General features: G+C 66.4%; 28 protein-coding genes. 17 read left to right on the top strand and 11 right to left on the bottom strand.

Going from position 1 to position 26,732, the window contains the following annotated elements:
- The first annotated feature begins 52 nt into the window (after positions 1–52).
- From ACH49N_RS12710 to ACH49N_RS12725, 4 genes are all read left to right on the top strand, one after another.
- A complete protein-coding gene (locus tag ACH49N_RS12710; RefSeq protein WP_358272718.1) occupies positions 53–1,684 on the top strand; it encodes an amidohydrolase in 1,632 nt (543 codons plus the stop codon).
- Positions 1,681–3,093 (top strand): chloride channel protein, encoded by a 1,413-nt coding sequence (locus tag ACH49N_RS12715; protein WP_317767883.1) that lies wholly within the window; start codon positions 1,681–1,683, stop codon positions 3,091–3,093. The genes ACH49N_RS12710 and ACH49N_RS12715 overlap by 4 nt, the downstream gene beginning before the upstream one ends.
- A gap of 43 nt (positions 3,094–3,136) precedes the next feature.
- Positions 3,137–4,036 carry a restriction endonuclease gene (locus ACH49N_RS12720; RefSeq protein WP_358272978.1) on the top strand — a complete coding sequence of 300 codons (900 nt, stop codon included), beginning with the start codon at positions 3,137–3,139 and terminating at the stop codon, positions 4,034–4,036.
- Between the two features lie 160 nt (positions 4,037–4,196).
- Complete coding sequence (locus ACH49N_RS12725) at positions 4,197–5,405, top strand: serine hydrolase (protein ID WP_159925372.1); 1,209 nt, start codon at positions 4,197–4,199, stop codon at positions 5,403–5,405.
- A 9-nt stretch (positions 5,406–5,414) separates the two neighbouring features.
- Here ACH49N_RS12725 and ACH49N_RS12730 read toward each other — a convergent pair whose 3' ends face one another.
- A complete protein-coding gene (locus ACH49N_RS12730; protein WP_268962523.1) occupies positions 5,415–5,537 on the bottom strand; it encodes a hypothetical protein in 123 nt (40 codons plus the stop codon).
- 314 nt (positions 5,538–5,851) lie between these two features.
- On the opposite strand from ACH49N_RS12730, the gene ACH49N_RS12735 reads away from it, so the two are divergent.
- Positions 5,852–6,586: a DUF1906 domain-containing protein gene (locus tag ACH49N_RS12735; RefSeq protein WP_109331950.1), complete on the top strand. Its 735-nt coding sequence runs from the start codon at positions 5,852–5,854 to the stop codon at positions 6,584–6,586.
- 40 nt (positions 6,587–6,626) lie between these two features.
- Here ACH49N_RS12735 and ACH49N_RS12740 read toward each other — a convergent pair whose 3' ends face one another.
- Positions 6,627–7,130 carry a nuclear transport factor 2 family protein gene (locus ACH49N_RS12740; RefSeq protein ID WP_159925374.1) on the bottom strand — a complete coding sequence of 168 codons (504 nt, stop codon included), beginning with the start codon at positions 7,128–7,130 and terminating at the stop codon, positions 6,627–6,629.
- Between the two features lie 59 nt (positions 7,131–7,189).
- On the bottom strand, positions 7,190–8,791 hold the full coding sequence (locus tag ACH49N_RS12745) for an MFS transporter (RefSeq protein ID WP_358272720.1): 1,602 nt from the start codon (positions 8,789–8,791) through the stop codon (positions 7,190–7,192).
- A gap of 124 nt (positions 8,792–8,915) precedes the next feature.
- Here ACH49N_RS12745 and ACH49N_RS12750 point away from each other — a divergent pair, with 124 nt between their 5' ends.
- A complete protein-coding gene (locus ACH49N_RS12750) occupies positions 8,916–9,398 on the top strand; it encodes a MarR family winged helix-turn-helix transcriptional regulator (protein WP_159925378.1) in 483 nt (160 codons plus the stop codon).
- A gap of 3 nt (positions 9,399–9,401) precedes the next feature.
- On the opposite strand, the gene ACH49N_RS12755 is transcribed toward ACH49N_RS12750, so the two are convergent.
- A complete protein-coding gene (locus tag ACH49N_RS12755; RefSeq protein ID WP_159925380.1) occupies positions 9,402–9,740 on the bottom strand; it encodes a hypothetical protein in 339 nt (112 codons plus the stop codon).
- 100 nt (positions 9,741–9,840) lie between these two features.
- The gene (locus tag ACH49N_RS12760; RefSeq protein ID WP_109331925.1) at positions 9,841–10,584 is read right to left on the bottom strand and encodes a hypothetical protein; all 744 of its coding nucleotides are present in this window, start codon (positions 10,582–10,584) and stop codon (positions 9,841–9,843) included.
- Positions 10,585–10,940: 356 nt separating this feature from the next.
- On the opposite strand from ACH49N_RS12760, the gene ACH49N_RS12765 reads away from it, so the two are divergent.
- A complete protein-coding gene (locus tag ACH49N_RS12765; RefSeq protein ID WP_397504555.1) occupies positions 10,941–12,260 on the top strand; it encodes a mannosyltransferase in 1,320 nt (439 codons plus the stop codon).
- Here ACH49N_RS12765 and ACH49N_RS12770 read toward each other — a convergent pair.
- Entirely contained in the window at positions 12,208–12,492 is a 285-nt protein-coding gene (locus tag ACH49N_RS12770; RefSeq protein ID WP_358272721.1) for a 4a-hydroxytetrahydrobiopterin dehydratase, read from the bottom strand. The genes ACH49N_RS12765 and ACH49N_RS12770 overlap by 53 nt on opposite strands.
- Positions 12,493–12,550: 58 nt before the next feature.
- Between ACH49N_RS12770 and ACH49N_RS12775 the strand changes: the two genes are divergently transcribed.
- Entirely contained in the window at positions 12,551–12,931 is a 381-nt protein-coding gene (locus tag ACH49N_RS12775; protein WP_358272982.1) for a (deoxy)nucleoside triphosphate pyrophosphohydrolase, read from the top strand.
- 26 nt (positions 12,932–12,957) lie between these two features.
- On the opposite strand, the gene ACH49N_RS12780 is transcribed toward ACH49N_RS12775, so the two are convergent.
- Positions 12,958–13,134, bottom strand: coding sequence for a hypothetical protein (locus tag ACH49N_RS12780; RefSeq protein WP_358272722.1), 177 nt, complete (start codon positions 13,132–13,134; stop codon positions 12,958–12,960).
- A gap of 334 nt (positions 13,135–13,468) precedes the next feature.
- Between ACH49N_RS12780 and typA the strand changes: the two genes are divergently transcribed.
- The 5 genes from typA (at position 13,469) to ACH49N_RS12805 (ending at position 18,898) form a co-directional block, all read left to right on the top strand.
- A complete protein-coding gene (gene typA / locus ACH49N_RS12785) occupies positions 13,469–15,376 on the top strand; it encodes a translational GTPase TypA (protein ID WP_109331922.1) in 1,908 nt (635 codons plus the stop codon).
- Between the two features lie 122 nt (positions 15,377–15,498).
- Positions 15,499–17,319, top strand: a complete 1,821-nt coding sequence (locus ACH49N_RS12790) for an ABC transporter family substrate-binding protein (protein ID WP_358272724.1) — start codon at positions 15,499–15,501, stop codon at positions 17,317–17,319.
- Positions 17,316–18,194: an N-acetyl-1-D-myo-inositol-2-amino-2-deoxy-alpha-D-glucopyranoside deacetylase gene (mshB, locus tag ACH49N_RS12795; RefSeq protein WP_159925386.1), complete on the top strand. Its 879-nt coding sequence runs from the start codon at positions 17,316–17,318 to the stop codon at positions 18,192–18,194. Before ACH49N_RS12790 ends, mshB begins: the two co-directional genes overlap by 4 nt.
- Before the next feature lie 120 nt (positions 18,195–18,314).
- A complete protein-coding gene (locus ACH49N_RS12800) occupies positions 18,315–18,473 on the top strand; it encodes a hypothetical protein (protein ID WP_201453444.1) in 159 nt (52 codons plus the stop codon).
- Between the two features lie 14 nt (positions 18,474–18,487).
- A complete protein-coding gene (locus tag ACH49N_RS12805) occupies positions 18,488–18,898 on the top strand; it encodes a hypothetical protein (protein ID WP_159925388.1) in 411 nt (136 codons plus the stop codon).
- A gap of 27 nt (positions 18,899–18,925) precedes the next feature.
- On the opposite strand, the gene ACH49N_RS12810 is transcribed toward ACH49N_RS12805, so the two are convergent.
- A complete protein-coding gene (locus ACH49N_RS12810; protein ID WP_109331918.1) occupies positions 18,926–19,297 on the bottom strand; it encodes a VOC family protein in 372 nt (123 codons plus the stop codon).
- 39 nt (positions 19,298–19,336) lie between these two features.
- On the opposite strand from ACH49N_RS12810, the gene ACH49N_RS12815 reads away from it, so the two are divergent.
- The gene (locus tag ACH49N_RS12815; protein WP_159925390.1) at positions 19,337–20,179 is read left to right on the top strand and encodes a uroporphyrinogen-III synthase; all 843 of its coding nucleotides are present in this window, start codon (positions 19,337–19,339) and stop codon (positions 20,177–20,179) included.
- A gap of 56 nt (positions 20,180–20,235) precedes the next feature.
- On the opposite strand, the gene ACH49N_RS12820 is transcribed toward ACH49N_RS12815, so the two are convergent.
- Genes ACH49N_RS12820 through ACH49N_RS12830 form a run of 3 tightly spaced genes read right to left on the bottom strand, consistent with a single transcriptional unit; the run spans position 20,236 to position 22,975 of the window.
- Positions 20,236–20,949 carry a uracil-DNA glycosylase gene (locus ACH49N_RS12820; RefSeq protein WP_358272727.1) on the bottom strand — a complete coding sequence of 238 codons (714 nt, stop codon included), beginning with the start codon at positions 20,947–20,949 and terminating at the stop codon, positions 20,236–20,238.
- Positions 20,934–22,475, bottom strand: a complete 1,542-nt coding sequence (locus ACH49N_RS12825; protein ID WP_358272729.1) for a PH domain-containing protein — start codon at positions 22,473–22,475, stop codon at positions 20,934–20,936. Before ACH49N_RS12825 ends, ACH49N_RS12820 begins: the two co-directional genes overlap by 16 nt.
- Positions 22,472–22,975 (bottom strand): PH domain-containing protein, encoded by a 504-nt coding sequence (locus tag ACH49N_RS12830; RefSeq protein WP_358272730.1) that lies wholly within the window; start codon positions 22,973–22,975, stop codon positions 22,472–22,474. Before ACH49N_RS12830 ends, ACH49N_RS12825 begins: the two co-directional genes overlap by 4 nt.
- Before the next feature lie 82 nt (positions 22,976–23,057).
- Here ACH49N_RS12830 and ACH49N_RS12835 point away from each other — a divergent pair, with 82 nt between their 5' ends.
- The 3 genes from ACH49N_RS12835 (at position 23,058) to ACH49N_RS12845 (ending at position 26,681) form a co-directional block, all read left to right on the top strand.
- Positions 23,058–23,243 carry a hypothetical protein gene (locus ACH49N_RS12835; RefSeq protein ID WP_109331905.1) on the top strand — a complete coding sequence of 62 codons (186 nt, stop codon included), beginning with the start codon at positions 23,058–23,060 and terminating at the stop codon, positions 23,241–23,243.
- 100 nt (positions 23,244–23,343) lie between these two features.
- Entirely contained in the window at positions 23,344–25,917 is a 2,574-nt protein-coding gene (locus ACH49N_RS12840; RefSeq protein WP_358272984.1) for a bifunctional FO biosynthesis protein CofGH, read from the top strand.
- On the top strand, positions 25,914–26,681 hold the full coding sequence (locus tag ACH49N_RS12845; protein WP_358272732.1) for a hypothetical protein: 768 nt from the start codon (positions 25,914–25,916) through the stop codon (positions 26,679–26,681). Before ACH49N_RS12840 ends, ACH49N_RS12845 begins: the two co-directional genes overlap by 4 nt.
- Positions 26,682–26,732: the final 51 nt, after the last annotated feature.

Here is a 26,732-nt window from a genome sequence, read left to right on the forward strand (position 1 = left end):
CTGCCGGCGTGCGGGCACTCGCCCGCGCCCGGTCTGACGGGAGGGTGCACTGATGGGCACGAACGACGAGAAGGCAGCGGATCTGGTGCTGTTCGGTGACGTGGTCACCATGGACGACACGCGGCCGCGAGCGCAGGCCGTTGCTGTGCGCGACGGGCGGATAGCCGCTGTCGGAAATGACGCCGCGGTGTTCCCGTTGATCGGACCCACCACCGCAACGGTGGACGTGCACCGCGCGTGCATCATGCCGGGGTTCGTCGAGGCCCACGGGCATCCGCTGAACTCGGCCGTCCTGCTCGGCGAGCCCGTGGTGGACATCCGCCCCGTCACCATCGCCGATGCCGACACGGTGGTCGACACCGTCCGCCGGGCCGTCGGCGAGCACCAGGAGGGTGTCGTCTTCAACGGATGGGATCCGCTGCTGCAGAAGGGGTTGCCCGCTCCGACGCGGGAATGGCTCAATTCGGTTGCGCCCGAGACGTCGATGGTGATCCTGCACAACACCGGGCACGTCGCCTACTTCAACGATGTCGCAGCGCGCGACGCCGGGCTCACCCGCGAGACGCCCGACCCCGAAGGGGGAAGTTACGGCAGGGACCCGTCGGGCGAACTCGACGGTTCGGCGTTCGAAGCGCCCGCCGTCATGGCGGTGGCCGCCAATGTGCTTGCCGGCGCTACCGCCCGGCTGCCAGAGCTTCTCGCGGCTGAATGCGCACGAATGAACGCTGTGGGCATCACCACCGTGAGTGAGATGGCGTTCGACCCTCGATTCAGTGCGACGTTGACGGCGATCGCACGGTCCGGTGCGCTCACCACTCGACTGCGTCTCTACGAGATGTCGAATCCTCAACGGGCCACTGCGGTGTCGCCGGGTGTCGGGAACGACCTTCTGCGGCAGGTGGGTATCAAGATCTGGTCGGACGGGTCTCCGTGGGTCGGCAACGCCGCCACCAGTTTTCCGTACATCGACTCGGAGGTCACCCGGGCGCTGGGGCTCGCCGGAACACGCGGCAAGGCGAACTACACGGCCGAGGAGGTCCACGACATCAGCCGGCCCTATTTCGAGAAGGGCTGGCAGATTTCGTGTCACGCCAACGGCGACGACGCGGTCAGCTTGGTCCTCGACGCGTGGGAGAGAATGCTCACCGAAGTACCGCGCGAAGACCACCGTCTGCGCCTCGAGCACGTAGGCGCGATGCGACCGGAGCAGTTCCGCAGAGCGACGGAACTGGGCGTCACCTGCAGTATGTTCGTCGACCATCTCTACTACTGGGGTGACGTCCTCGTCGACGACCTGTTCGGAGCCGAGCGCGGGTCTCGTTGGGCGGCAGCCGCTTCGGCCATCGCGGCCGGTCAGCGTATTTCGTTCCACAACGATGGTCCGGTCACTCCCACGAACCCGTTACGCAATATCACCGATGCGGTCACACGCCGGACGCGGTCGGGCCGCGTCCTCGCACCCGAGGAACGAATTCCCGTCCTCGAGGCGCTGCGAGCGGAGACGATCAACTCGGCATGGCACCTGCGAAGTGAGGATGCCATCGGATCGATCACACCCGGCAAGCACGCCGACCTCGTGGTGCTGTCGGCCAATCCGTTGCGCGTGGACCCCGACGACATCGCGGGTCTCGAGGTGCTCGCCACGATTCTGGAGGGCCGGACGGTCTTCGGAAAGCTGGAGTGACCCGCGTGGCGCACCTGGCGAAGGCCGTGCGGTCGATCCCGACGTCGGTGGCAACGTGGGTCCGGAATGCGAGCTACCTACCGAAGTGGCTCGTGCTGGGAATTGTGATCGGCGCAATCGCAGGGCTGGGGGCGGTGGTGTTCTCCGTCGCCCTCGCGGGGGCTACGCATCTGCTCCTCGGTGAACTCGCCGGGTATCAGCCCCCGACTGCGGCAGGAGACGGCGGTGCAGCCGGGAGCGGAGAATTCACCCGCCCCTGGGCCGTCCCACTCGTGGTGGCACTGGGCGGGCTTGTCTCCGGAGTGATCGTGTTCACCCTGGCGCCGGAGGCTGAAGGGCACGGAACCGATGCGGCGATCGAGGCGTTTCACCGCAATCCGCGGATGATCCGGATCCGCGTCGTCCTGGTCAAGCTGGTCGCCTCCGCGATCACCATCGGGTCGGGCGGGTCGGGCGGCCGTGAGGGGCCGACGGCGCAAATCTCGGCAGGTTTCGGCTCGCTGCTCGCCCGCAAGCTCGACCTGTCCGACCGCGACGGCAGAATCGCTGTCGCGGTGGGCATCGGGTCCGGCATCGGCGCGATCTTCGGTGCACCTCTGGGAGGGGCGGTGCTGTGCTGCGCGATTCCCTACAAGGACGACTTCGAATACGACGTACTCGTGCCGGGCATGGTCGCCTCGATCGTCAGCTACTCGGTGTTCGGCAGCATCCTCGGTTTCGGGCCGTTGTTCGGTGCGGCCGCGGCGGAGTACACGTTCGAATCCCCCATACAGTTGGTGTGGTTCGCGATCATCGGAATTCTGGCAGGACTGATCGGATTGCTGTACAGCGGGACGTTCTATGCGTTCGTCGACCTGAGCCACCGGCTGCCGGGCAGTCGCATCGTCAAACCGGCGGTCGGGGGGCTACTCGTCGGGCTGATGGCGCTGGCACTACCCGAGGTGCTCGGCAGCGGATACGGCTGGATCCAGCAATCGATGGCCCGCGTCGACCTCGCGGCCATTCCTCTGTGGGTGGTGCTGTTGCTGCCGTTCGCGAAGATTCTCGCCACCTCGTTGTCCATCGGGTCCGGTGGTTCCGGCGGTATCTTCGGCCCCGGCATGGTGATCGGGGCATTCACCGGTGCCGCGGTGTGGCGCCTGCTCGAACCGATCGCTCCCGGCGTCTCCGACAGTCCGGCACCGTTCGTCATCGTCGGCATGATGGCCTGCTTCGGCAGCATCGCCCGGGCGCCGCTCGCGGTGATGTTGATGGTGGCCGAGATGACAGGCAGCATCGGTGTGCTGGCCCCGGGAATGGTTGCCGTCGCCCTCGCATATCTCATCGTGCGGCGATCCGGAAAGACGATCTACCGGGCACAGCTCGAGAACCGCGAGGAGGCTCGGCAGTTGCAGAATTCGCCCGGGTGAACGGATCGGGGTCCGGTGTGTGGGGGGCCCGGTCGATTCCGGCATGCTTGTCGCCATGATTGTTCAGGTTCCTCGGTACGTCGACCTCCTGTGGCCAGCACTTCAGGCCGTGATTGCGCTCGGTGGTTCGGCGTCCAACGAAGAACTCGACAACGCGGTCATCGAGCGTGAAGGACTGTCGTCCGACGTTCAGGGTGTGCTGCACGGAGACGGGCCGAGCACCGAGATCGAATACCGGCTGGCGTGGGCCCGCACCCACCTCAAGGGGATGGGTCTGCTCACGAACAGCCGCCGCGGGGTGTGGAGTGTCACGGAGAAGGGCCGCGAGGTCACCGAAAGTCAGATCCGGCCTCTGCATGCCGAGTCCTCGGCGGAGAACCGCAAGAGGAACGCTGCCCGAAAATCGGCCAAGGCCGCGTCTCGCAGGACCGACGAACCGGAAACGAACATCACCGAAGTCGACACCGATGCCGGCTGGAAAGACGTGCTCCTCGAGACCGTTCTGAAGATGTCGCCCGCCGCGTTCGAACGCCTTACGCAGCGATTGCTGCGCGAAGCGGGGTTCTCGAGCGCATCCGTCACGTGGCGCGGGGGAGAGGGCGACATCGAGGGTCTCGGCGTCTACCAGTTGTCGCTGCTCAGCTTTCCGGTCTTCTTCCAGTGCAAGCGTCACAACGGCAGTGTCGGCGCCGGCGCCGTGCGCGACTTCCGTGGCGCAATGGCTGGTCGCGGCGAGAAGGGGCTACTCATCACCACCGGCACCTTCACTGGTGACGCCCGCACCGAGTCGAAGCGTGACGGAGCACCGCCTATCGATCTCATCGACGGGGACCGGCTGTGTGACCTGCTCAAGGAGCACGCGCTGGGAGTGCAGACCACCACCCGTCTCGTCGAGGACGTAGAGGTCCGCTCGGACTACTTCCGCTCACTCGAACCGAAATAGCAAAAGCGGTGCTCGTGCGCTGTTCAGGCGCATTTTCCGTTGCGGTATGGCCACGAACCGGTCACGTAGGCCGCCAACCGCCACCCGCAGCCTCCGTGGTGTGTACAGAGGAAGTAGGTGTGCACAGTGCTCACGGGAAAAGACTGTTAGGACAACAGGCATGACGACCACAACGCCGTGGCCGTTGATCGGCCGAACGGCGCGGCCGCCGGCAGGGATGCTGGTGGACCGGCGCTTCGGAAGGCTCGTGGACCAGTTCTTTCAGCTGTTCCGCGACACGAGGCAGGGCGGCGGCGCCCTGTCGGTCTATCTGCACGGCGAGCCCGTCGTCGACGTCTGGGCGGGCTGGGCCAGCCGGAAGACGCAGTGGAACGGCGACACTGTCACGCTGACCTTCTCCACCGGTAAGGGTGTCGCATCCACGGTGCTACACCGACTGGCGGGGCGCGGCCTCATCGATTACGACGTCCCTATCGCGCAGTACTGGCCCGAGTTCGCAGCGGCGGGTAAGGAGGCGATCACGGTACGCGAGCTGCTGTCGCACCGTGCCGGACTCCATCGGGTTCGCGGCCTGGTGCCCGAACCGCTGAGCCTGATGGACCACTCCCTCGTCAGCGCCGCGCTGGCTGCCGCGACCCCCGATCGCCGCCGACTGCGCGCTCCCGGGTATCACGCGGTCACGTTCGGTTCGCTGATCGCCGAAGTGACGTCGCGGGCGTCGGGACAGCCCTTCACCGAGCTGGTGAAAACCGAGATCGCCGAACCGCTCGGGGTGAAAGACTTCTGGTACGCGGTTCCGCTCGACGAACGCGGCCGGATCGCCCGGACCTTTCCGCACATCAACCCGTTCGGTGTCCCCTGGGCCGCGACGTCCTTTGCGATGTCTCGACTTCCGGGACTGCGCAACGTCGCTGATGCCGGAATGCCGGCAGGTTTCGATCTACTCGTCCGCAACCCGGCTGTTCACGACAGCGTTATGCCCGGGTGGAATGGAGTGTTCAGCGCCCGCGCGCTCGGAAAGATGTACGGGGCGTTGGCAAACGGCGGATCGGTGGGCGGCGTCGAGTTCCTCGCACCCGATGTCGTGACGCAACTCGGTGAGGTGCAGACCACGGGTCGCGACTACGTGCTGGGTCTGCCCATGAATTGGCGTCTCGGCTACCACGCCGGCATGGTGGCGAGACGCACCCAGCCGTCAAAGACGTTCGGGCACTACGGCTTGGGCGGGTCGGGTGCGTTCGCGGACGCGGAGACGGGCCTGTCGATTGCCTTCGTCACGAATCGGCTGGGCAACATGCTCACGCCTATTGCCGACCTTCGTCTGCCTAAACTGGGATCGACCGCACTCGCCCTCGCGGCGAAGGCGTAACTCTCTGCCTCAGTGGCGGGCCCGCATCCGGTATTCGAGTTGGCGGGCCCGGAAGTCGAGCCCTGCGCCGCCGCTCACGAAGAGTGGAGCGAGCCCGATGGCGATCAGAATCGAGACAACCGCAATGCTCATGACGCACCGCCCTTTCGCGATGGAACGAACTGTCGTGCGAGGCGTCTATGCCCCACAGCCCCAAGGTAAGTGTTATCTGAAGTAACGTGCAACGTGGGGTCTCTCACGGCGCCCCGGCAGGCGGCTGCGCGCCACAACGACGCAGCGCAGTGATGAGGGCGATGTCGCGTCCCGGCCGTGGGAGTGTCCAGTGTGACTGATGTCGTCCAAGTGGCTGGCGGGACACCAGTGAGTGTGGTGGAATGCAAACCGAACAACATAGCGACTGAGCAGAAACACTTGTCGACGACACGCCGGGGCGCGACCGATTGGATATGAGGGGCACAGTGCATATTTCTCGACGGGACTTGTTCCGGTATGCGGCCGCGGGGTCGGCCGTGGCCGGAGTGGCCGCGCTCACTTCCACCCTGGTGTCGGGCGCGGTGGCGCACGCCGACAGCCTCGGCACACTCATCGACTACTCGGGTGGCGTTCCGTCCGCCGAGGCGATCAGCGCAGCCGGATACGCCGGGGCCATCCGCTACGTGTCGGACCGGCGACCGGGAGCCGAGTGGATGGTGGGCAAGCCGCTCCGCGCCGACGAGGCGAGCGCTCTGCAAGAGGCGGGGCTGTCCGTCGTGTCGTGCTACCAGTTCGGCAAGGGGTCGACGGCGGATTGGCGCGGCGGATTCGAAGCCGGAAAGCGTCACGCGGAGCGTGGACTCGAACTCCACCTCGCCGCCGGAGGTCCCGAGAATCGGCCGATCTATGCATCGATCGACGACAATCCGACGCCCGCAGACTTCCTCACGATGATCGCGCCGTATCTCGCGGGGTGGGAATCGGTGGTAGGCAAGGCGAATACGGGTATCTACGCAAACTCGCCGACGTTGGATCTGGCTATTCTCGCCGGACTCGGGTCGTGGTACTGGCAGCACGACTGGGGCACTCCGGAGGGGTACGTCCACCCGAAAGCTCATCTGCACCAGTACGAAATCGATGCCAGAACTGTCGACGGAGTCGGCATCGACCTCAATGACATTCTCGCGCCCGATTACGGCCAGTGGTGAGCGTTCGGGCTCGCTCCGCCGCTAACCTGTGCCGAGGCGGCTAGCCAGAGATTTTCTCGCCCATCCGAACGAGCCACTCGCGAGCGTCGTCGGGAAGTTTTCCCGCGGTTTCCGCTGCGCGGCACCAGTTCTTGGCCGTGGCGAGAAAATTCAGCGGGTTGTACGCGTCTTCTTCCCGCGACCACAGGTTGTGGCCCGCGTAGTGGAGAATCGTGATATTGGCGGCCGCGTGCACTGAACCGTCTCCGGGATCTTCCATAGGATTGTCGATCTCACAGATCACCCACCCGCGTTCTTCGTCGAGCACGTGCCAGTTCGCGGGAAACTGTGTCATCCGGCTGCCGGGAAACGTCGACATGGTCCGCGTGACCCATACCCGGATGGCCTCGCGGCCCTCGAAATTCCCGAACGCGTGTTCCTCATAGGTGGCGTCCTCTGTGAACAGATCGGCGAAGCCGTTCCAATTCCCGAGTTCGACGCACCGGCTGACCGTTCGCTGGTAGTGCGCAAACGCGTCGTTCAGTTCGGCCCGACTCCACGACATCCCCGTGTCCTTCCCTCGTGGCGCCCGTAGGGGTGCGCCTACGAAAATGAGAACACGTTTCAGTCGGTTCGTGGGGAAGTTTCCGCTGGGCGAGATGCGAGGTGAAACGCTCGGCGAGCCGACGCCGATGCATCAGGTGTCACTTCATTCACTTCGACACCGGGAGTTCCACCATGGATCTGCTCATCGATTTCGGCTACACGATCGCCTCCGTCCTCTACACCGCGTTCTTCGTCAACGGGTCGTAGGTCCTTCCTCGGCGACGGGATCAGCCAGGCGAAAACCAGGGTGACCATCGAGGCGATGATCGAGGCGATGAACCCGGCGCGGAAAGCATCGAGCGACGGGATGACGGCCGTGCCGACGGTGACCGTCATTCCCGCGAGGATCACGCTGACGACGGCTGCCGACGTGGACGTGCCGATCGACCGCATCAGCGAATTCAATCCGTTGGCCGCCGCCGATTCCGTGATGGGAACCGCACTCATGATCAGGGCGGGCATGGCGGAGTATGACAGGCCGATGCCCGCGCCGATCACCATTCCGGCAAGCAGGACCTGCCAGACCGCGGACACCGCCACGTACGCGACTGCGTAACCGAGGCCGATCACCACGGCGCCGGTCATCAGGGTCACCCTCGGTCCCCGCCAGGCGGACAGGCGCGCCGATACCGGGGACAGCGCCATCATGACCAGGCCGCCGGGAGCGAGAACCAGGCCCGCGGTGATCATCGACAGGCCGAACCCGTAACCGGTCGACTCCGGAGCCATCAGCAACTGGGGGAACGAGAGGGAGGTGCCGTACATCGCGAAGCCGACGGCAACCGAGGCAAGGTTGGTGAACAGGACCGGAGGTCGTGCGCTCACGCGGAGATCGATCAGGGGTGCGGCGGTCCGTAGCTCGAGGAACCCCCACAGGAGCAGGCTCACGAACGACGCCGCGAACAGTCCTAGCGTCTGCCCGCTCGCCCATCCCCAGTCGTCGCCCTTCGTGATGGGCAGCAGGAACGTGACGAGAACGACGCTCAGGCCGACAGCTCCGAGGAAGTCGAAGCGGCCGGGCCGCCGCACGGGCGATTCGGGAATGACGAGCAAGGTCAGGGCGATACAGGCGCAGCCGAGTACGGCGGACACGACGAACATCATGTGCCAATCGGTGTAGTGCGCGATGGTGGCGGCGATGGGCAATCCCACGGCGCCCCCGACTCCCAGGGTCGCGCTCATCACCGCCATCGCGCCGCCGACCCTTTTCGGCGGGAGCACGTCGCGAAGGATGGCGATTCCGAGTGGGATCGCGCCGATGGCCGCACCCTGGAGGGCACGACCCGTCACCATCGGAATCAATGAGGAGGCCATCGCGCACACCGCCGATCCGAGCACCAGCAGTGTGAGGCTCCCGATCAGGGCGCGGCGTTTGCCGAACATGTCACCCAGTCGACCGCTGATCGGCGTGACGACGGCGGCGACGAGCAGAGTCGCCGTGACCGCCCAGGACGTATTCGCCGCACTCGCGCCCAGGAGGTGGGGCAACTCGGGAATGATCGGTATGACGAGCGTCTGCATGAGCGCCACCACGATCCCGCACGAGCCGAGGACGCCGAGGATGAGGGACGGTGCGTGCCGCCGGCTTCGGATACCCGCGTTCGGCGGTGGAACGGACATCGACACCTCCCGGGGTGTACAGGTTCGGCGCGACGCGTTCACGACACCAGAGATGTGTACCCTACACATCATGTGTATGGTGCACAACGCTGCCGATCGGGCAGGATGAAGAAAACTTCTGGAGGTGACGGTGTCCGATCGCGAGGCGGTGACGGCCGACATCGAGAACGAGCTGACCTTGTTGTCGAGGCACTACGTGCATTCCCAACGGGCGGGATTGCAGATCGATCGCTCGGCCTACCTGTTGCTCAGCCGCCTCGAACTGGAGCATCCGGTCACTCTGAAAGAACTATCGGAAGCGTTCCGCCTGGACATCTCGACGATCAACAGGCAGATCGGGGCACTGCTGCGACGAGGACTGGTCGAGCGCGTCCCCGACCCCGACGGGGGACTGGCGCGGAAGGTGCAGGCCACCGATCTCGGGCTCGAACACCTGCGCAGTGATCGACAGCTGAGTCGTAGCGGCGTGGAACGGGTGATCGGCGGATGGAGCGACGGCGACCGTGAAGAGTTGCGTCGACTGCTGTCGAAGTTCAACGCGGAGGTAGAGAACTTGGAAGGCCGGAGCTGGCCTCGCCGATCGAAGGAAGGTCGGCCGGGGTCGTAGCGCTCAGGACTGCACGTGCGCGGTCGCGTCCCGGGCAAGGTCCGGTTCTTCGGCGATGACCGTGAGTTGGGGATGCTCCTGAGGTGACTCGTGCCATCCCCGCCAGGACATCAGAGACCAGCCCGAGAGTCCGGACAGGGCAGAGCCCAGGCTGGCGAACGAGCCCGTGCTCAACACCGACCCGATCGAGCCCGCCGACCCTATCGACAGGACGGAGCCGACGCTGCCGATCGACAGAACCGAGTAGGCCGACCCGATCGAGAGGATGGACCCTTCCGAGCGAATCGACAGTATCGATCGGTGGGCGTGCCGAGAACGGCGGAACGAGTGCGTGGAGGGCATTCCTCGGTCTACCACGCTGGTGTCGTCGGCACACGGTGATCGGGCTGGACCGACGAAAGGGCCCCCGGAAGTCCGGGGGCCCTTTCGTGAAGTCGAACTGCTATGCGACGCGGAACATACCCACGGTCGGGAGGAAGCTGCACGTGATGGGTGCCGCCCCTTCCTTCTGAGTGGTGAGTCCGCCGGAGATGACGGCGATGACGCGACCGGGGCCGGTGTCGGCAATCGCGGACAGAGTGGCAGGGCCGTCAGGGTTGATGCGTGCCTCGTTGGTGAGGTTCTGCGTCTCGCGGCGCTGGTTGTCCAGGTTGATCCACGTGACGGTCAGCGGATTGGGCTGCTCGGCAGCGACCGCACTGGTTCCGAGCGCGGTGAACACGAAGCCGGCTTGTCCGGCCGCAGGTCCGGGCGGCGGGAGCTGCGCGGGTCCGGGCACGGCGAGTGCGGTGCCGACGGAATCGGCGCCCTCTCCGATGCAGCCCTTACCGAGCGTCGGGTACAGGAACTGGGCGATGACGGGTGCGTTGTCCTGCGGGATTTCAGGTCCGCCGCCACCGCTGCCGTCGAGGAACGTGATGACGCGCTCGAGGGTGGACTTGATCTCGGGAGGAATGCCGGGAGACTCGAGAAGGTTGCGTGCCTGCGCGAGAAGTTCGGCCTGCGGGCCTGCAGCGATGTCTTCGGTACCAGCGGCTGCGCCGATGATCGCGGGAGCGAACGATGCGAGCATCTCCACAGGCATGCCCTCGGGCACGGGCGGCGGCGTCGGCTGCGCGGATACCTGTACCGGCACTGCCATCGCTGCTGCTGCGGCAATTGCGAAAGCAGTAAATGCCCTGCGCATACCTCGGGTTCGAAGCACAGTCTCCCCATCCTTGTCATAACAGCGTGAACGACAATCCAATCCACGTCTTACGGCTCGGGGGGCCACTCTATGTACAGCGCCCCCGGGTTGTACAGCTGACGAGTGCATCCCGTGGTAGCTGCGGCGCCCCGGTGGGAGTGTATGGCATGGTGACCCCGGCGGTGATCCTTCCCGGAACCATAGCCTGTGGCTGGTGTGATCAGTGTTGATGGTGATGCAACTGTTACGCGCTGCTACGGACAGAGCGGGGCGTGTGCGGCCGGGCGTCTACGCTGTGCGGGACCGTTTCGGGATCGGCTGAGACGTCTACACACCTCACGGGAGAGCGCCACACTGTGTCCGACCAAGCAGCGTCCCACGAAGGAGCGTCCGACGGCGGAGTGGACTCCGAGGCCCCGTCTTCTCCCTCGTCACAACGTGTTTCCGGAAGCCGGGCGCTGTTGCGCTGGGCGCCTGTGCTTCTCGCGTTGTCGGTGCTCGGACGGATGGCGTGGACACTGCTGAGCCCCAACGGGATGAACCTCGTCGACCTACACGTCTACGTCGACGGTTCGGAGGCTCTCGGCGGTGGCAACCTGTACGACTTCACCTATTCGGAAGTGACACCGGACTTTCCACTGCCGTTCACATACCCACCCTTCGCGGCGCTCGTCTTCTTTCCCCTGCACTTCCTGCCGTTCACCCTGGTCGGCGTCTGTTGGCAGTTGCTCACCATCCTCGCGCTGTATGCGTTGGCCCGCATGAGTCTGAGTCTCGTGCTCGGCGCGGCGGCCCGTCGACCCCACTGGCGGACGGTGGCACTTCTGTGGACGACGGTGGGCGTCTGGCTGGAGCCGGTGCGCACCACACTCGACTACGGGCAGATCAATGTCTTCCTCGCCTTGCTCGTGATGACTGCGGTACGTAGTTCATGGTGGTGGCTGTCGGGTGCGCTCGTCGGCTTCGCGGCGGGCATCAAACTGACCCCGGCCATCACGGGGCTGTATTTTCTGCTCCAGCGCAGGTGGAAAGCGGCGGTCTTCTCGGGCGTCGCGTTCGCGGCGACCGTCGGCCTCAGTTATCTCTTGGTCGGTTCCGAGGCACGTGAGTATTTCACCCACCTCCTCGGGGACGCAGATCGCATCGGTCCGGTCGGTTCGGTATGGAACCAATCTCTGCGCGGGGCGTTGTCGAGGCTGCTCGGGTACGACGTCGGAACGGGTGCAGTCTGGGTGGTGGGCGTCGCGCTCACTGTGGTCCTCGCGGTGCTCGCCTGGCGCGCTCTCGCCCGCGACGACAGGTTGGGCACACTCGTCGTCGTGGAGCTGCTGGGACTGCTCGTGTCCCCGATCTCGTGGTCACACCACTGGGTATGGGTGATCCCGATGCTGATCTGGCTTCTTCACGGTCCCTACGGATCGATGCTCGGTACCCGGGTCGTCGCGGGGTACTGGCTCGTCACGACGCTGATCGGGGTGCCGTGGGTTCTGAGCTTCTTCCAGGACTCGATCTGGCTCATCTCACGGCCTGCGGTGCTCGCGTGGCTCGGCACCGTCGACGTGGTGGGCGCATTCGCCGTGTATGCCTGGATTGCCTGGGCGGGCAGGCGGGCGAAGCTGACGCCTACCCTGCCAGCACGTCGATCTGTGCAGCGAGATCCAGATCGAGCTGTGTGATCCCCCCGGCCGAGTGGGTCGACAAGGTGTAGGTGACCTGGCGCCACCGGATGTCGATGTCGGGATGGTGGTTGGCGGCCTCGGCGGCCGCGGCAACCTTGCGGACCAGTTCGATCGCGTCGATGAAGCTCGGCGACTCGATGGTGCGGACCAGCGAGTCGCCGGTGCGCCGCCACTCGGGCAGTCCGGCGAGCCCGGCATCGATACTTCCGTCTGACAGCAACTCGGTCATACCCCATGATGGTGCGGTGTCGACGCAACCTGCAAGACCCGCCACGAACAACGGCGAAGTGGTGGCTGCGGCGATAATCGTCGACGGACGCCTCCTACTCGCCCAGCGGAGGCGACCGCCCGAGCTGGCGGGCCTGTGGGAACTGCCGGGCGGCAAGGCCGAAGCAGGGGAGACGGCCGAGGACGCGCTCAGGCGGGAACTGCGAGAAGAACTCGGCGTCGAGGTGGCAGGGGGCACGAGGGTAGGGGACGACGTGCCCCTTCCCGACGGGCGCGTGCTCCGCGCCTACCGGGTGGACCTGGTGTCGGGAACACCGTCCGCGCTCGACCATGCCGAGGTGCGGTGGGTGAACGGCCGAGAGCTCGGGGAGATCGACCTGGTCGGCAACGATCGGGGATGGGTGCCGGACCTGCGTCCGTACCTCGACGGTGGAAACTGAGAACAACGGTCGATCGGGCCGCCGGCTCAGGTTTTACGGGCCTTCACGAGGCCCTTCTTCAGGTCCTTCTTGGAGGCGCCTTCGTTCTCGAGCTTCTTCATCCGCATGATGACCACCGGGCACTTGAGGCAACGCTTCTTGCTGCGGCAGCACTTCTTCTTCGGCTTGAGGCCCGAGACCTCGGTGGCCTTGATCTTGCCCATGCTCGGCTCGGCCTCCCTAGCTCTGACGGAACACCGGATGCGACGCTCGACCCAGGCTAGCGTGGCCGCGACTTCGTCCGCTGCCGACCTGGAACCGGCCCGCACATTGCGTGGCGCAGATCACTTTACGCTGGTGCCCGATGCCCCTCGACGTCCGCGATGCGCGGAACCGGGCCGCGGGCGGGTAGTATTTACGTGGCCGCGATGCCTGTATGAGCGATTTTGCCATCGCCTCGACGAGGGATTTCTGAATCAGGATGACAATGCGGCCGCCAGAAGGTCGTGCGAGTGAACTTTCGCGTGGCCGAATCAACTCAGCCAGGAGAGCCATCGCGTGACCATCACCAGCTTCCGTAACGTTGCCATCGTCGCACACGTCGACCACGGCAAGACCACTCTCGTCGACGCCATGCTGCGCCAATCGGGGGCTTTCGAGGAGCGCGCCGAGCTGGTCGATCGCGTCATGGACTCCGGCGACCTCGAGCGCGAGAAGGGCATCACGATCCTCGCGAAGAACACTGCCGTCCACAAGCACCATGCCGACGGCAGCGTCACCGTGATCAACGTGATCGACACCCCGGGCCACGCCGACTTCGGTGGTGAGGTCGAGCGCGGCCTGTCCATGGTCGACGGTGTCGTCCTGCTCGTCGACGCGTCCGAGGGCCCGCTGCCGCAGACTCGGTTCGTGCTCCGCAAGGCCCTCGCTGCCTCGCTGCCCGTGATCCTCGTGGTCAACAAGACCGACCGTCCCGATGCCCGCATCGAAGAGGTCGTCTCCGAGAGTCACGACCTGCTTCTCGACCTCGCCTCGGACCTCGACGACGAGGCCGCGGAAGCCGCCGAACTCGCTCTCGACCTCCCGGTCCTCTACGCCTCCGGCCGTGAGGGCAAGGCGTCCAAGAGTCAGCCCGAGAACGGTCACGCACCGGACGCCGAGAACCTCGACGCCCTGTTCGACGTGCTTCTGAACTACGTTCCTGCACCCAAGGGCAACGTCGACGCGCCGCTGCAGGCTCACGTCACCAACCTCGACGCCTCCGCATTCCTGGGCCGCCTCGCGCTGGTGCGCATCCACAACGGCGAGCTGACCAAGGGTCAGACCGTCTCCTGGTGCCGTGAGGTGGACGGCGAGCCCGTCGTCACCAAGGCCAAGATCACCGAATTGCTCGCGACCAAGGGTGTCGAGCGTCAGCCTGCCGAGAGGGCGGTTGCCGGCGATATCGTCGCCGTCGCCGGTTTCCCCGACATCATGATCGGTGACACGCTCGCCGATCTGGAGAACCCTGTCCCGCTGCCTCGGATCACCGTCGACCAGCCCGCCATCTCGGTCACCATCGGCACCAACACGTCGCCGCTCGTCGGCCGGGTCAGTGGGCACAAGCTCACCGCCCGCATGGTGAAGTCCCGCCTCGACCAGGAGCTCGTCGGCAACGTCTCGCTCAAGGTCCTCGACATCGGTCGCCCCGACGCCTGGGAGGTGCAGGGCCGTGGTGAACTCGCGCTCGCCATTCTCGTCGAGCAGATGCGCCGCGAAGGCTTCGAGCTGACCGTAGGCAAGCCGCAGGTGGTCACCCGGCAGGTCGACGGCAAGGTGCACGAGCCCTTCGAGGAGCTCACCATCGACAGCCCCGAGGAGTACCTCGGTGCCATCACCCAGCTGCTGGCCAACCGCAAGGGCAAGATGGTCCAGATGGCGAACCACGGCGCAGGCTGGGTTCGGATGGAGTTCATCGTCCCGTCGCGTGGCCTCATCGGTTTCCGTACCGACTTCCTCACCGAGACCCGCGGCACCGGCATCGCCAATGCGGTGTTCCACGGTTATGCACCGTGGGCCGGCGAGATCCGGGCACGCCACACCGGCTCGCTCGTCTCGGACCGCACCGGCACCGTCACCCCGTTCGCGATGATCCAGCTGGCCGATCGCGGCACCTTCTTCGTCGAGCCGGGTGCCGATACCTACGAGGGCATGGTCGTGGGCATCAACCCGCGCCAGGAGGACCTCGACATCAACGTCACCCGCGAGAAGAAGCTGACCAACATGCGTCAGTCCTCCGCCGACGTGATGGAGACCCTCGCCAAGCCCATCAAGCTCGAACTCGAGGGCGCGATGGAGTTCTGCGCCGGCGACGAGTGCGTCGAGGTCACCCCGGAGGTCGTGCGGGTGCGCAAGGTGCACCTGTCGGCCACCGACCGCGCCCGTGAGCGTTCGCGTTCCAAGGCCCGCGACAAGGCGGCCCTGTAGGTCCGGCGTCCGACCACGTAAGACACAACCGGGCGAATGTACCTTCGGTCGATCGCCGACCGAAGGTACATTCGCTCGAGGGTTTCCGGAGCCTTCCGGTCTCTCTGAGGAAAGGCGGCGCGGTGGTTGCTGGGGGTTCGATCGACAGAGCGTGGGGAGTTCGGCGTCGAAGGCGTGGCAACGGGCTCGTGACCACCGCGGTGTTTCTCGCAGTGTCCACGACGGTCCTCACCTCGTGTACGGCCGACCCGCCGCCTCCCGTCGAGAGCACCGACAGCCCCAAACCCACCGTCTCACCCACGGAGAAGCAGCCCGTCGTGGTGGCCATCGACGACGTCGGCAGTGGATTCAACCCGCATCTCCTGTCGGATCAGTCGCCGGCGAACTCCGCCGTCAGCGCACTCGTCCTTCCGAGCCCGTTCCGCCCCGTCCCCGACCCGCAGCGTGTGGGTGGCAGTAACTGGATCCCCGATACCTCGCTCGTGATATCCGCCGAGGTCTCGTCGCAGGAACCGTTCACCATCACCTATCAGTTACGCAACGAAGCGCAATGGTCCGACGGTGCGCCGATCGCCGCGGAGGATTTCCGCTACCTGTGGCAGCAGATGATCAGCGCCCCGGGAGCCGTCGACCCGGCCGGCTATCAACTCATCGAGGACGTGCGGTCGTCGGGCGGTGGCAAGACTGTGAACGTGGTGATGAAGTCCGCGTACCCGGCGTGGCGAGAGCTGTTCACCGACCTCCTGCCGTCGCACCTGATCAAGGATTCGCCGGGGGGATTCGCCACCGGGCTGTCCGAGAACATTCCGGTGTCGGGCGCACACTTCCACATCAAAAACATCGACCGCGGTCGCGACGAAATTCTGCTCGAACGTAACGATCGATTCTGGGACAAGCCGGCGACCCCGGACCAGATACTCATGCGGCGTGACGGAACCCCCGCGCAGCTCGCCGACTCGATGCGCAACAACGACACGCAGATCGTGCAGATTCACGGCGGCACAGCCACTTCCGCTCAGCTCGCGGCGATCCCGACCGTGCGCACGGGTGCGTCGTTCCAGCCGCGAGGGCTGTCGCTGACCCTCAACGGACGGGTGCCCGAACTCGCGGACGTCCGGGTACGGCGGAGTCTGCTGGACTTGCTCGATACCGACCTTCTGGCGGTCGTCGGGGCGGGAAGCGAAGCGGCCGCCGTACCCACCCGCTCGCAGGTGTACGCCCCGTCCGACCCGGGTTACACCGCTACCGCCCCCGCGCGCCCGTCCCGCGAACAGGTGCTGGCGCAGCTCGCGGAATACGGCTATGTCTCCGACATTGCCGCGCCCACTCCCGATCCCGCCGCAACCGTGCCGCAGGTGAGGCTCGTCCGTGGTGGCGTGCCGCTCTCGCTCGTCATCGGAACTCCGGAGGGGGATGACACCGCAAATGCTGTCGCGAACACGGCTGCCGACCAACTGCGTAGTGCCGGAGTGGACGCCAGTGTGCAAGCAATACCCGCGGAGGAGTTGTACGGAGAAGCGTTGACGAGCGGCGAGATCGGTGCCGTCGTCGGATGGTCCCGCGACGGTTCCGATCCGGCAACCGCGCTGGCCTCCCGGCACAGTTGCCCGCCCGCCGCAGCGACGAACACGCCGGCTCGAGCCGAAGGGGCTGCACCGGAAGGGAATTCCGCCGCAGAGGCGGAAGCGCCGTCCAATCTGTCCGGCCTGTGCGACCCCTCGCTGCAGCCCGCGATCGACGCCGCGTTGCGCGGTGCGGGTGACGTATCCCAGGCTCTGGCCGACGCAGATCGCCGACTGTGGGATCTTGCTGCCGTGCTACCGATCATGCAGGACCGCACGTTGGTGGCGGTAGGGCCCGGTGTCGAGGGAGTGTCGCTGTCGGGCGCTGTGCCGGTAGGGATTTTCAGTGACGCGTCCGGTTGGAGCAGGATCGAGGAATGACCGATCGGCGCCTTCTCTTCATCCATGCCCATCCCGACGACGAAACGATCACCACCGGTGGCACCATCGCGCATTACGCCGCCGAGGGTGTCGAGGTACACGTCCTGACCTGCACGCTGGGTGAGGAAGGCGAGGTGATCGGGGACGAGTGGGCCGGGCTCGTTGCCGGTGCCGCCGATCAGCTCGGCGGATACCGGATCGGCGAACTGAGGTCTGCCCTGTCGATTCTCGGCGCCGGCCGGCCGCGGTTCCTGTTAGGGGCGGGGCACTTTCGCGATTCGGGAATGGCGGGTACGCCCTCGGCAGCTCATCCGCGCGCCTTCGTCAACGCCGACAAAGAAACGGCGATCGTAGCCTTGGTGGCGGTCATCCGGGAGCTGCGACCGCACGTCGTCGTCACCTACGACGAGCACGGCGGCTACGGGCACCCCGACCACATCCAGGCGCATCGCCTCACGGAGGCGGCGGTAGAGGCGTCGGGGACGACGACATTTCCCGACGCCGGTGAGCCGTGGCCGGTGGCCAAGCTGTACTGGACGGTCACCGAGGCGAGCGCGCTCGAATCGGGGATCTGCCGGATCGGCGACCTCCCCGAAGGATGGCGACTGCCCGAGCCCGGCGAACTACCGAGCGTGCCCGACTCCCAGGTCACCACGGTGATCGACGTGCGGGCGGTGCTGGACGCCAAGCAGGCCGCACTCGCGGCTCATGCCACGCAGGTGAGGGTGGCGCCCGGAGGTGCCGAGTTCGCGCTCTCCAACGCCGTCGCCCAGCCGATCCTTTCGGAGGAACACTTCGTGCTGGCCCGTGGTCGGTCGGGGGAGGTCGACGACCGTGGTCGTGAGCGTGACCTCTTCGCCGGTGTAGAGCTCTGACCTCTGCGGTGCCGGGCATGACCGCACTTAACTGTGACTGGCATTACGTATTACACTGTGGCGCACATCACGCAGTGGCTCAGTCCGAGTCCGTGTGACGCCCGTCAGGAGAGGTCTTCGATGTACAACTGGGATGTTCAGAACGCCATAGTGGCGTTCGTCGACTCGCTGAGGCCGTCATGGCCCGCTCAGCGCGAGCTGTACTACAGCGTGCTGTATGGATTTGCCGACATGCAGAGTCACTTGCTGACCCTGCTGGGTTACCCACCGGTCCCCTGATCCACTATTGACACATGGCCGTCGGCACCGCAGAAAAACGTGAACATACGGACGTTCTGGCAAGGGCCACCCTTGCCCTGCTGGTGTTCGACGGCCTTTTGTGTGCCGTCCTCGCCGTACTTTTCCTTCCGCTGTACCTCGGGGCGACGCCGTTCCCGGTGAGCATCCTCGTCGCCGGAGCGGTCAATGTGGCATTGGTGATCGCCGCGCGGTCCGCGACCGGCCGGGTGGGCGCCGCAGTCCTCCCACTCGTCGGGTGGATCGTGGGTTTCCTGCTCTGCATGCTCGGGGGGCCGGGCGGCGACGTTCTCCTGCTCGCGTCCGTGTGGACCCTGCTGCTGTTTCTCGGCGCGTTGATTCCGCCTGCCGCATATCTCTGGAAGGTCGGGTCGCCGCTGCCGCCCACGTCCCCAGTTCCTGCCTGAGCGCCTGGACCTCTGGGTACCCGACCTTCAGTACGCGACCGGGTGCTGCGGCTGATAGACCATCATCTCGCCGGCGCCGGGAATCCTCAGCGCGGTGGTCAGGCCGTACCCCTCGTCGCGAACGTCGCGGGTGAACTCGGCGCCCTTCGCCTTCAACTCGGCAACTGTCGCCTCGATGTCGTCGCAGACGAGCGAAATCTCATGGTGAGGCTGCGTCGACCACGGCTCCCCGCCGCGGTCGTCCGACGTGGGATGCACGCCCATCTCGGAGGGGCCGGTGCGGAAAATGAGCCACCCGCCTCCCGCGTCCACGTGGTCCCAGCCCAGCACGTCCCGGAAGAAGTCGCGGGCAGCTTCGGCGTCGTCGGCATAGACGAGCGTGTGCACGGCAGTGATCATCTCGTCAGCATAAGCCGGAACGTCCGTCACACTGGGACAATGTCGAACGATGAACTTGCGGGACTGACCATCGCCGTCACCGCCGAACGCCGAGCCGCGGAGTTCATCACGCTGCTCGAACGTCACGGTGCCACCGTGACGCACACACCTGCCATCCACGTGCTGCCCTTGGTCGACGACTCCGATCTGAAAGCGCGAACGGCCGACATCATCGCCTCTCCGCCGGACCTCGTCGTCATCAGCACGGCCGTCGGCTTCCGGGGGTGGATGGACGCCGCACGGGCCTGGGGTAACGACGAGGCCCTCGTCGGCGCGTTGAGCTCGGCACGCATCATCACCCGCGGTCCCAAAGCCAAGGGCGCCGTACGCGGTGCGGGCCTGCGGGAGGAGTGGTCGCCGGAGACGGAGTCGTCCGAGGAAGTGTCGCAACACCTCATCGCCGAGGGAGTGCAGGGGCTACACGTTGCGGTCCAACTGCACGGCACGATCACGGAGTGGGAACCGATCACCGATTTGAGCGTCTCCCTGGCCGAGGCGGGCGCGCGGACCACCGCGGTGTCGGTGTACCGGTGGATACGGCCCGTCGATCAACGACCCCTGCGGGCGCTGGTCGACGGCATCACCGGTGGTGACGTCGACGCGGTCACCTTCACCAGCGCGCCGGCGGTGTCCTCGCTGCTGAGCACTGCGAAGGACGTCGGACGCGTCGACGCTCTCGTCCGCGCGTTCAACGGGCCGGTGGCCGCGATCTGCGTCGGTTCGGTGACGGCGTCGCCTCTCACCGTGCTCGGTGTCGACACCATGCAACCCACCCGCTCACGGTTGGGCAGCATGGCCAAATACATCATCGAGGAACTGCCCAACCGGCGCCAACTGGGGTGAACGGCACTTTCGGCGCTTCAGACGGGTCGGATGTACCGTTCGCCCGGGGAGCCGGATCACCCCATCAACCCGGCCGCGCGTGCGGCTTCGGAGAGCACCGACTCGAGCATCGCGGGGGTGAGGCGGCCGGTGAAGGTGTTCTGCTGGCTGACGTGGTAACACCCGAACAGGTGCAGAGGGCCGCTTCGGCCGGCGAGTTCGACGTGGGCGCCGTGGCCGAACTTCGGGCGGGGTCGCGGGACGACCCATCCGGCGTCCTCCAGCACGGGCAGCAGTGCCTGCCAGCCGAATCCGCCGAGCACGATCACCGAGCGCAGCCGAGGCTGCAGGATTCTCAATTCGGCGTCGAGCCAGCGACGGCAGGTCTGCCGTTCCACAGGCGTGGGTTTGTTGTCGGGCGGCGCACAGTGCACGGGTGCCGTGACCCTGGTGCCGAACAGTTCGAGGCCGTCACCGATGTGCGTGGCGGTCGGCTGACTCGCCAGACCGACGGCATGCAGCGCCGCGTAGAGGAAGTCGCCGCTGCGGTCGCCGGTGAACATCCGCCCCGTCCGGTTTCCGCCGTGTGCGGCAGGAGCGAGTCCGACGATCAGCATGGCGGCGTCGGGTGGTCCGAATCCCGGAACGGGTCGGCCCCAGTATGTTTCGTTCCGGTAGGCGGCGCGCTTCTCGAGAGCCACCTTCTCTCGCCACTCCACCAGACGTGGGCAGGCGCGGCAGTCGACGAGTTCGGCGTCGAGGCGCGCAAGATCGTTCAGCGGCGCGCCCACACGTCACCTCCGCCTGGAGTCACGGACTCGACGAGAGTCCACGCCTGATCGGCGGGGAGGTCGATCACGAGGTATTTTCCGGTGCCCGCGGGGGTGGCGGCGATGACGGTGGCCACCCCCGACCGGCGTTGGAAGAACGTCTGGCGGACGGTCCAACCGATGATGCCGTTCGCCTCGAGGCTGTCGCGGGCCCGGTCGAGGGAGCCGCTGCGGGTGATCAGCCAACCGGGAAGAATCGCGTGGCCGAGCCCGCGGTACCGGTCCCAGGCGAGGGCAGCTCCGGCGACCGTGGCCACACCGATTCCTGCCCACACGGGCCAGATCACCGGACGGCCGACCCCCGCGAGGACGAGCGCGGCAAGCAGTGCGACACCCGCCGGGATCAGCGCCCTCGTGTATCGCCGCCGTCGTGCGGCAGCTCCGTGCGGCCTCAGTGCCACCGCGGCTTGACGACTGTCTCCGATCACCGTGGCCATCACCCGTTCGGCTTCACGGCGCGGCGCTTGGGGAAGCAGAAGCGAGGACTCGTGTTTCTCGGCGCTGACCCCGGTCATGACGGCGTCGAGCCGGGCACCGCCGGCCAGCCGGAGAAGCAACGGCTCCTTCAAGGTCGTGCCCCGCAACCGCGCACGGTCGAGCGTCGTCTGCCGGGTCTTCAGGAGACCGTGGCTGACGTGCAGTGTCCGTCCGTTGTCGGTGAGGGTCAGGTTGCCGTACGCCAGGAGATAGCGAATACATGCCAGTGCACTGGCAGCGATCAGGATTACGACGATTCCGAAGACCACCACGAGCGCGATACCGAGCCGCTCGGCCGATTCGATACCTTCGGTCACCGTCGAGGACCGTGCGATCTCGCGGGCGATTCCGTACTGGAATGCGATGCCGACGATCGCGCCGATGGTGACGACGCCCGTCAGCGAGAACGGGGCGTATCGCACCCAGGAGGGCCTCCAGTGCCCGATCTCGTGTACGGGACGCTCGGCGGCGATCGTGCCGGGTCCGGGCACTGTTTCGGGTGTGTGGGAGAGCAGTGCGGCGCGCAGATCCGGTACGAGGACGGCGGAGAGGGCATTGAGTTCGAACTTCGCCGCGTCCGGCTTGGAACCGACCTGTTGTCCCGTGCCGATCCGGACGATCGACAATCCGAGCAGGCGATGCAGCACTCCCGCCTCGACATCCACCGAGCGGATGCGGTTCCGGGGAATGGAGAGGAGTCGTTTGCGGAAGAGTCCCTGCCTCAATTGCACGTGGACGGGACCGATGCGGTAGCTCGTGGTGAACCAGCGCGAGAGGCCGAGTGCCACGAACGCCGCCACCGCGATCAGACCCCACACGTGGTTCCCACTCTGGCTGCCGACGATCAGCGACAGCAGCAGCACGGGCAGCAGCTTCACGATCTCGCTCACCGGATGAACCAGCAGCATCCGCCGATCCAGGCGGAGCCAAGGTTGTTCTGCCTCGGCAGCGGCCGCGGCCTCCCCCTGAGCGAGGGGAGGCGCGACTCCGGGCGGCGGCGGCGCAGTCACGTGGCGTCGCCGACGTTGGTTCCGGCGATCTCGGTGAGCTGGGCCACGGTGCGATCTGCGGTGTCCTGGTCGAGGGCGGTGATCTTGACGGCACCGGCCGACGACGCCGTGGTCACAGTGACTGTGGCGAGACCGAGCATGCGGTCGATCGGGCCGCGTTCGGTGTCGACCGTCTGCACCCGGGAGATCGGGGCGATGCGCCGTTCCTGCGTGAACCATCCGGTGCGCGTGTATACGGCGGTGTCGCTGATCTCCCAGCGATGCACGCGATAGCGCCAGAACGGAACGACGGTGACATGCAACAGGGCGAGGACGACAGTGGCCGCTGCAACGCTGATCTGAGCCCAGGTCGGCCACCAGGTGCCGACGAAGGCACCCACCGCCTGGAGGGCGAAGACCGGGAGCCACAAGAGTGCGGCGTTGATGGCCCACAGCTGCCTGGCTCGGGGGCTGGGCCGCCACAGCGGATCGGCCATGGTGACGGTAGCGGGCGCACTCATGCCCCTACTTTGGCCGTGCACCGGCATTCTGTCGAGAACAGACCTATCGTGGGAGGACCCCCGAAGCGAAAGGAGCGCAGACATGACGTCATTCGATGCGGCCAACTCTCCGGAGGTTCCCGAGGCCGACCGTCTGGAGCAGGAACTGGCCGTCGACGACGAGCCCACTGACCAGGTAGAAGGGGTGTCGTCCTTGGAAGTGAACGAGGCGGATGCCGCGGAGCAGAGCCGAGTCGTCCCGGACGACGAAGACTATCCGCGCGAATAGCGTTACGGGCCGCTCGGGGGAGTCTGAGTGGCACGTGCGCGAGTGGGTGGCGCATGATCGCTGGGTGACCCATTCAGGTGAAGAGACCGGCCGGCCCACCATGCTTCCCATACCGGGTATTCGAGCGGCGACCTCGACTGGCGCATCGGTGCAGGAAGTGGCACCTTCTGCCTCGGCTATGCGGCGTGTGTTGCGGCGTGCCCGGGACGGTGCGACGTTGAATGTCGACGAGGCCACTGTTCTGTTGCAGGCGCGTGGTGATGATCTGGTCGATCTGTGTGCGTCGGCGGCGAAGGTGCGTGATGCTGGGTTGCTGGCGGCGGGCAGACCCGGGGCGGTCACGTATTCACGCAAGGTGTTCATTCCGTTGACGCGGTTGTGCCGCGACAAGTGCCATTACTGCACGTTCGTGACCGTGCCGGGCAAGCTGCGGGCCGAGGGCCGGGGTGCGTATCTCGAGCCGGACGAGGTGCTCGAGATCGCCCGCCGGGGCGCTGAACTGGGGTGCAAGGAGGCCCTGTTCACGTTGGGTGATCGTCCCGAGGAGCGGTGGCCCGAGGCCAAGCAGTGGCTCGACGAGCGCGGCTACGATTCGACGCTCGACTATCTGCGGGCGATGTCGATCCGGGTGCTCGAGGAGACCGGGCTGTTGCCGCACCTGAATCCCGGGGTGATGAACTGGGAAGAGATCTCCCGCCTCAAGCCGGTGGCGCCGTCGATGGGGATGATGCTCGAGACCACGGCCACCCGGTTGTTCACCGACAAGGGTGAATGCCATTACGGCAGCCCGGACAAGGATCCGGCGGTGCGGCTGCGCACGCTCACCGACGCGGGGCGGTTGAACGTGCCGTTCACGACGGGGATTTTGGTGGGTATCGGCGAGAGCGTGCGCGAGCGTGCCGAGTCGATCATGGCGATCCGCAAATCGCACAAGGCGTTCGGGCACATTCAGGAAGTGATCATCCAGAACTTCCTGGCCAAACCGGATACCGCGATGCGCGATGTCCCCGATGCCGGTCTCGACGAATTTCTGGCGTCGATTGCGGTATCGCGGTTGCTGCTCGGTCCGGGGATGCGGATCCAGTCACCACCCAACCTGGTCTCGAACACCGAATGTGCGGCGTTGCTCGGTGCCGGTGTCGACGACTGGGGTGGGGTGTCGCCGTTGACCCCGGACCATGTGAACCCCGAACGCCCGTGGCCGAATCTGGACACCCTGGCCGAGATCACCGCGCAGGCCGGGTTCGTGCTCACCGAACGCACGGCGGCGCAGCCACAGTTCGTGCTCGCCGGCTCGCCGTGGATCGATCCGCGGATCCTCGGGCACGTGCAGGCCCTCGCCGACCCGGACACCGGGTTGGCGCGGCCGGAGACGGTCCCGGTCGGGTTGCCGTGGCAGGAGCCGGACGAGTCGTGGGAGTCGACCGGGCGGGTGGATCTGCACACCGGAATCGACACCGACGGCCGCAACACCGATACCCGCAGCGATCTGGGCAGTGCGTTCGGGGACTGGGAGACCGTCCGTGAGCAGGTCCTCGAACTCAGTGGCCCGGTGCGGGTGGACACCGATGTGCTGGCGGCGTTGCGCAGCGCCGAACGCGACCCGGCCGGATGCACCGACGACGAGTACCTGGCGTTGGCCACGGCCGAGGGTCCGGGTCTCGAGGCGATGGTGGCGCTGGCCGACGCCCTGCGCCGGGAGGCGGTCGGGGACGAGGTCACGTATGTGGTGAACCGGAACATCAACTTCACCAACATCTGCTACACCGGTTGCCGGTTCTGTGCGTTCGCGCAGCGCAAGGGTGATGCGGATGCGTTCACCCTGTCGACGTCCGAGGTCGCGGACCGGGCGTGGGAGGCGCACGTCGCCGGGGCGACGGAGGTGTGCATGCAGGGGGGTATCGATCCGGAGTTGCCGGTCACCGGGTACGCCGATCTGGTGCGGGCGGTGAAGAAGCGGGTGCCGTCGATGCATGTGCATGCGTTCTCGCCGATGGAGATCGTCAACGGTGCCGCCAAGGGTGGGCAGAGCATCCGGGACTGGCTCACCGAATTGCGGGAGGCGGGTCTGGACACCATCCCGGGCACGGCCGCGGAGATCCTCGACGACGAGGTCCGCTGGGTGCTGACGAAGGGGAAGTTGCCCACGGCCACCTGGGTCGAGGTGGTCACCACCGCGCACGAGGTGGGGCTGCGGTCGAGTTCGACGATGATGTACGGCCACGTCGACAATCCGAAGCACTGGGTGGGGCATCTGCGGGTGCTGTCCGGAATCCAGGACCGGACCGGTGGTTTCACCGAGTTCGTGCCGTTGCCGTTCGTGCATCAGAGCGCGCCGCTGTATCTCGCGGGTGCCTCGCGTCCGGGCCCGACCAACCGCGACAACCGCGCCGTGCACGCCCTGTCCCGGATCATGCTGCACGGGCGGATCCCGAACATTCAGACCAGTTGGGTCAAGCTCGGTGTCACGGGTACTCAGGTGATGTTGCAGGGCGGTGCCAACGATCTCGGCGGCACCCTGATGGAGGAAACCATCTCCCGGATGGCCGGGTCCGAGCACGGTTCGGAGAAGACCGTCGCCGAACTACGGGCCATCGCCGAGGGGATCGGCCGCCCGGCACGCGAACGCACCACCACCCACGCCCGACGCGAAGGAAGGTCACCGGCAGCATGAGCGATACGGATCGGCTCGGAGACGACAAGGTCGTCGCGATACTGGATCGGGCCGCGCGCGGCATCAACCCTGTGCTCGATCTGGCACTGACGGACCCGTTCGGAATCAAGGGCCGGACGTTCGTCCCGACACCGGAGGAGCGCAGCGCCGCAGAAGCCCTGCTCGACGGCATCGCCTGGGTGCTGGACACGATCCAGTTCCCGGGAACGGCGTCGTGGGAGAAGGCGTCCGACGACGAACGCGCTCGGTGGTGGGTGACGCGCATCGGGGCACTCAACACGATCGCGGTCGCGTTTCCGGGCATGTTCGGCGTTCTCCTGAACCGATTGCCCATCCGAGACCTGCTCGGGTTCGCGAACCAGGCTCTGGTACTCGTCGCCGTCGCGCGGGAGCACGGTGTCACCGAGCGGGCCGAGCAGGTGGAGCTGCTGGCATCGGTGCTGTGCCGGCGTGAGGCCGACGCTCGCGCCCTGTCTGCCGACGGTGACGAGCCCCGCCCCGACACAGGGGAGTCGTCGTGGCGTCCGTTCGCACTGATAGGCGTCTTGTGGCGCACGGCCCGCACGCTGCGTGCACTCACCACCGAGCTCGATCAACGGCCGGGGCCCGGTAGCACCTACTCTCTGCTCGGCAACGTGCCGGTGATCGGTGTGGTGGCCGCGTATCTCGGTGAACGGGGAGCGCTGGCGCGGGCGGCGAAGCAGGGTGAGCAATGGATCAGCTCCCGCGCGGCGCTCACCCCGGGACTGCGCCGGGTCAGGTAACCCTCAGCGAAAAGTGGGAGTCCGGGCAGGGGATAATAGGGTCTTCTGCGG

Source organism: Rhodococcus sp. NPDC019647 (genome assembly GCF_044389235.1).
In the GTDB taxonomy this organism is placed as follows: domain Bacteria; phylum Actinomycetota; class Actinomycetes; order Mycobacteriales; family Mycobacteriaceae; genus Rhodococcus_F; species Rhodococcus_F oxybenzonivorans.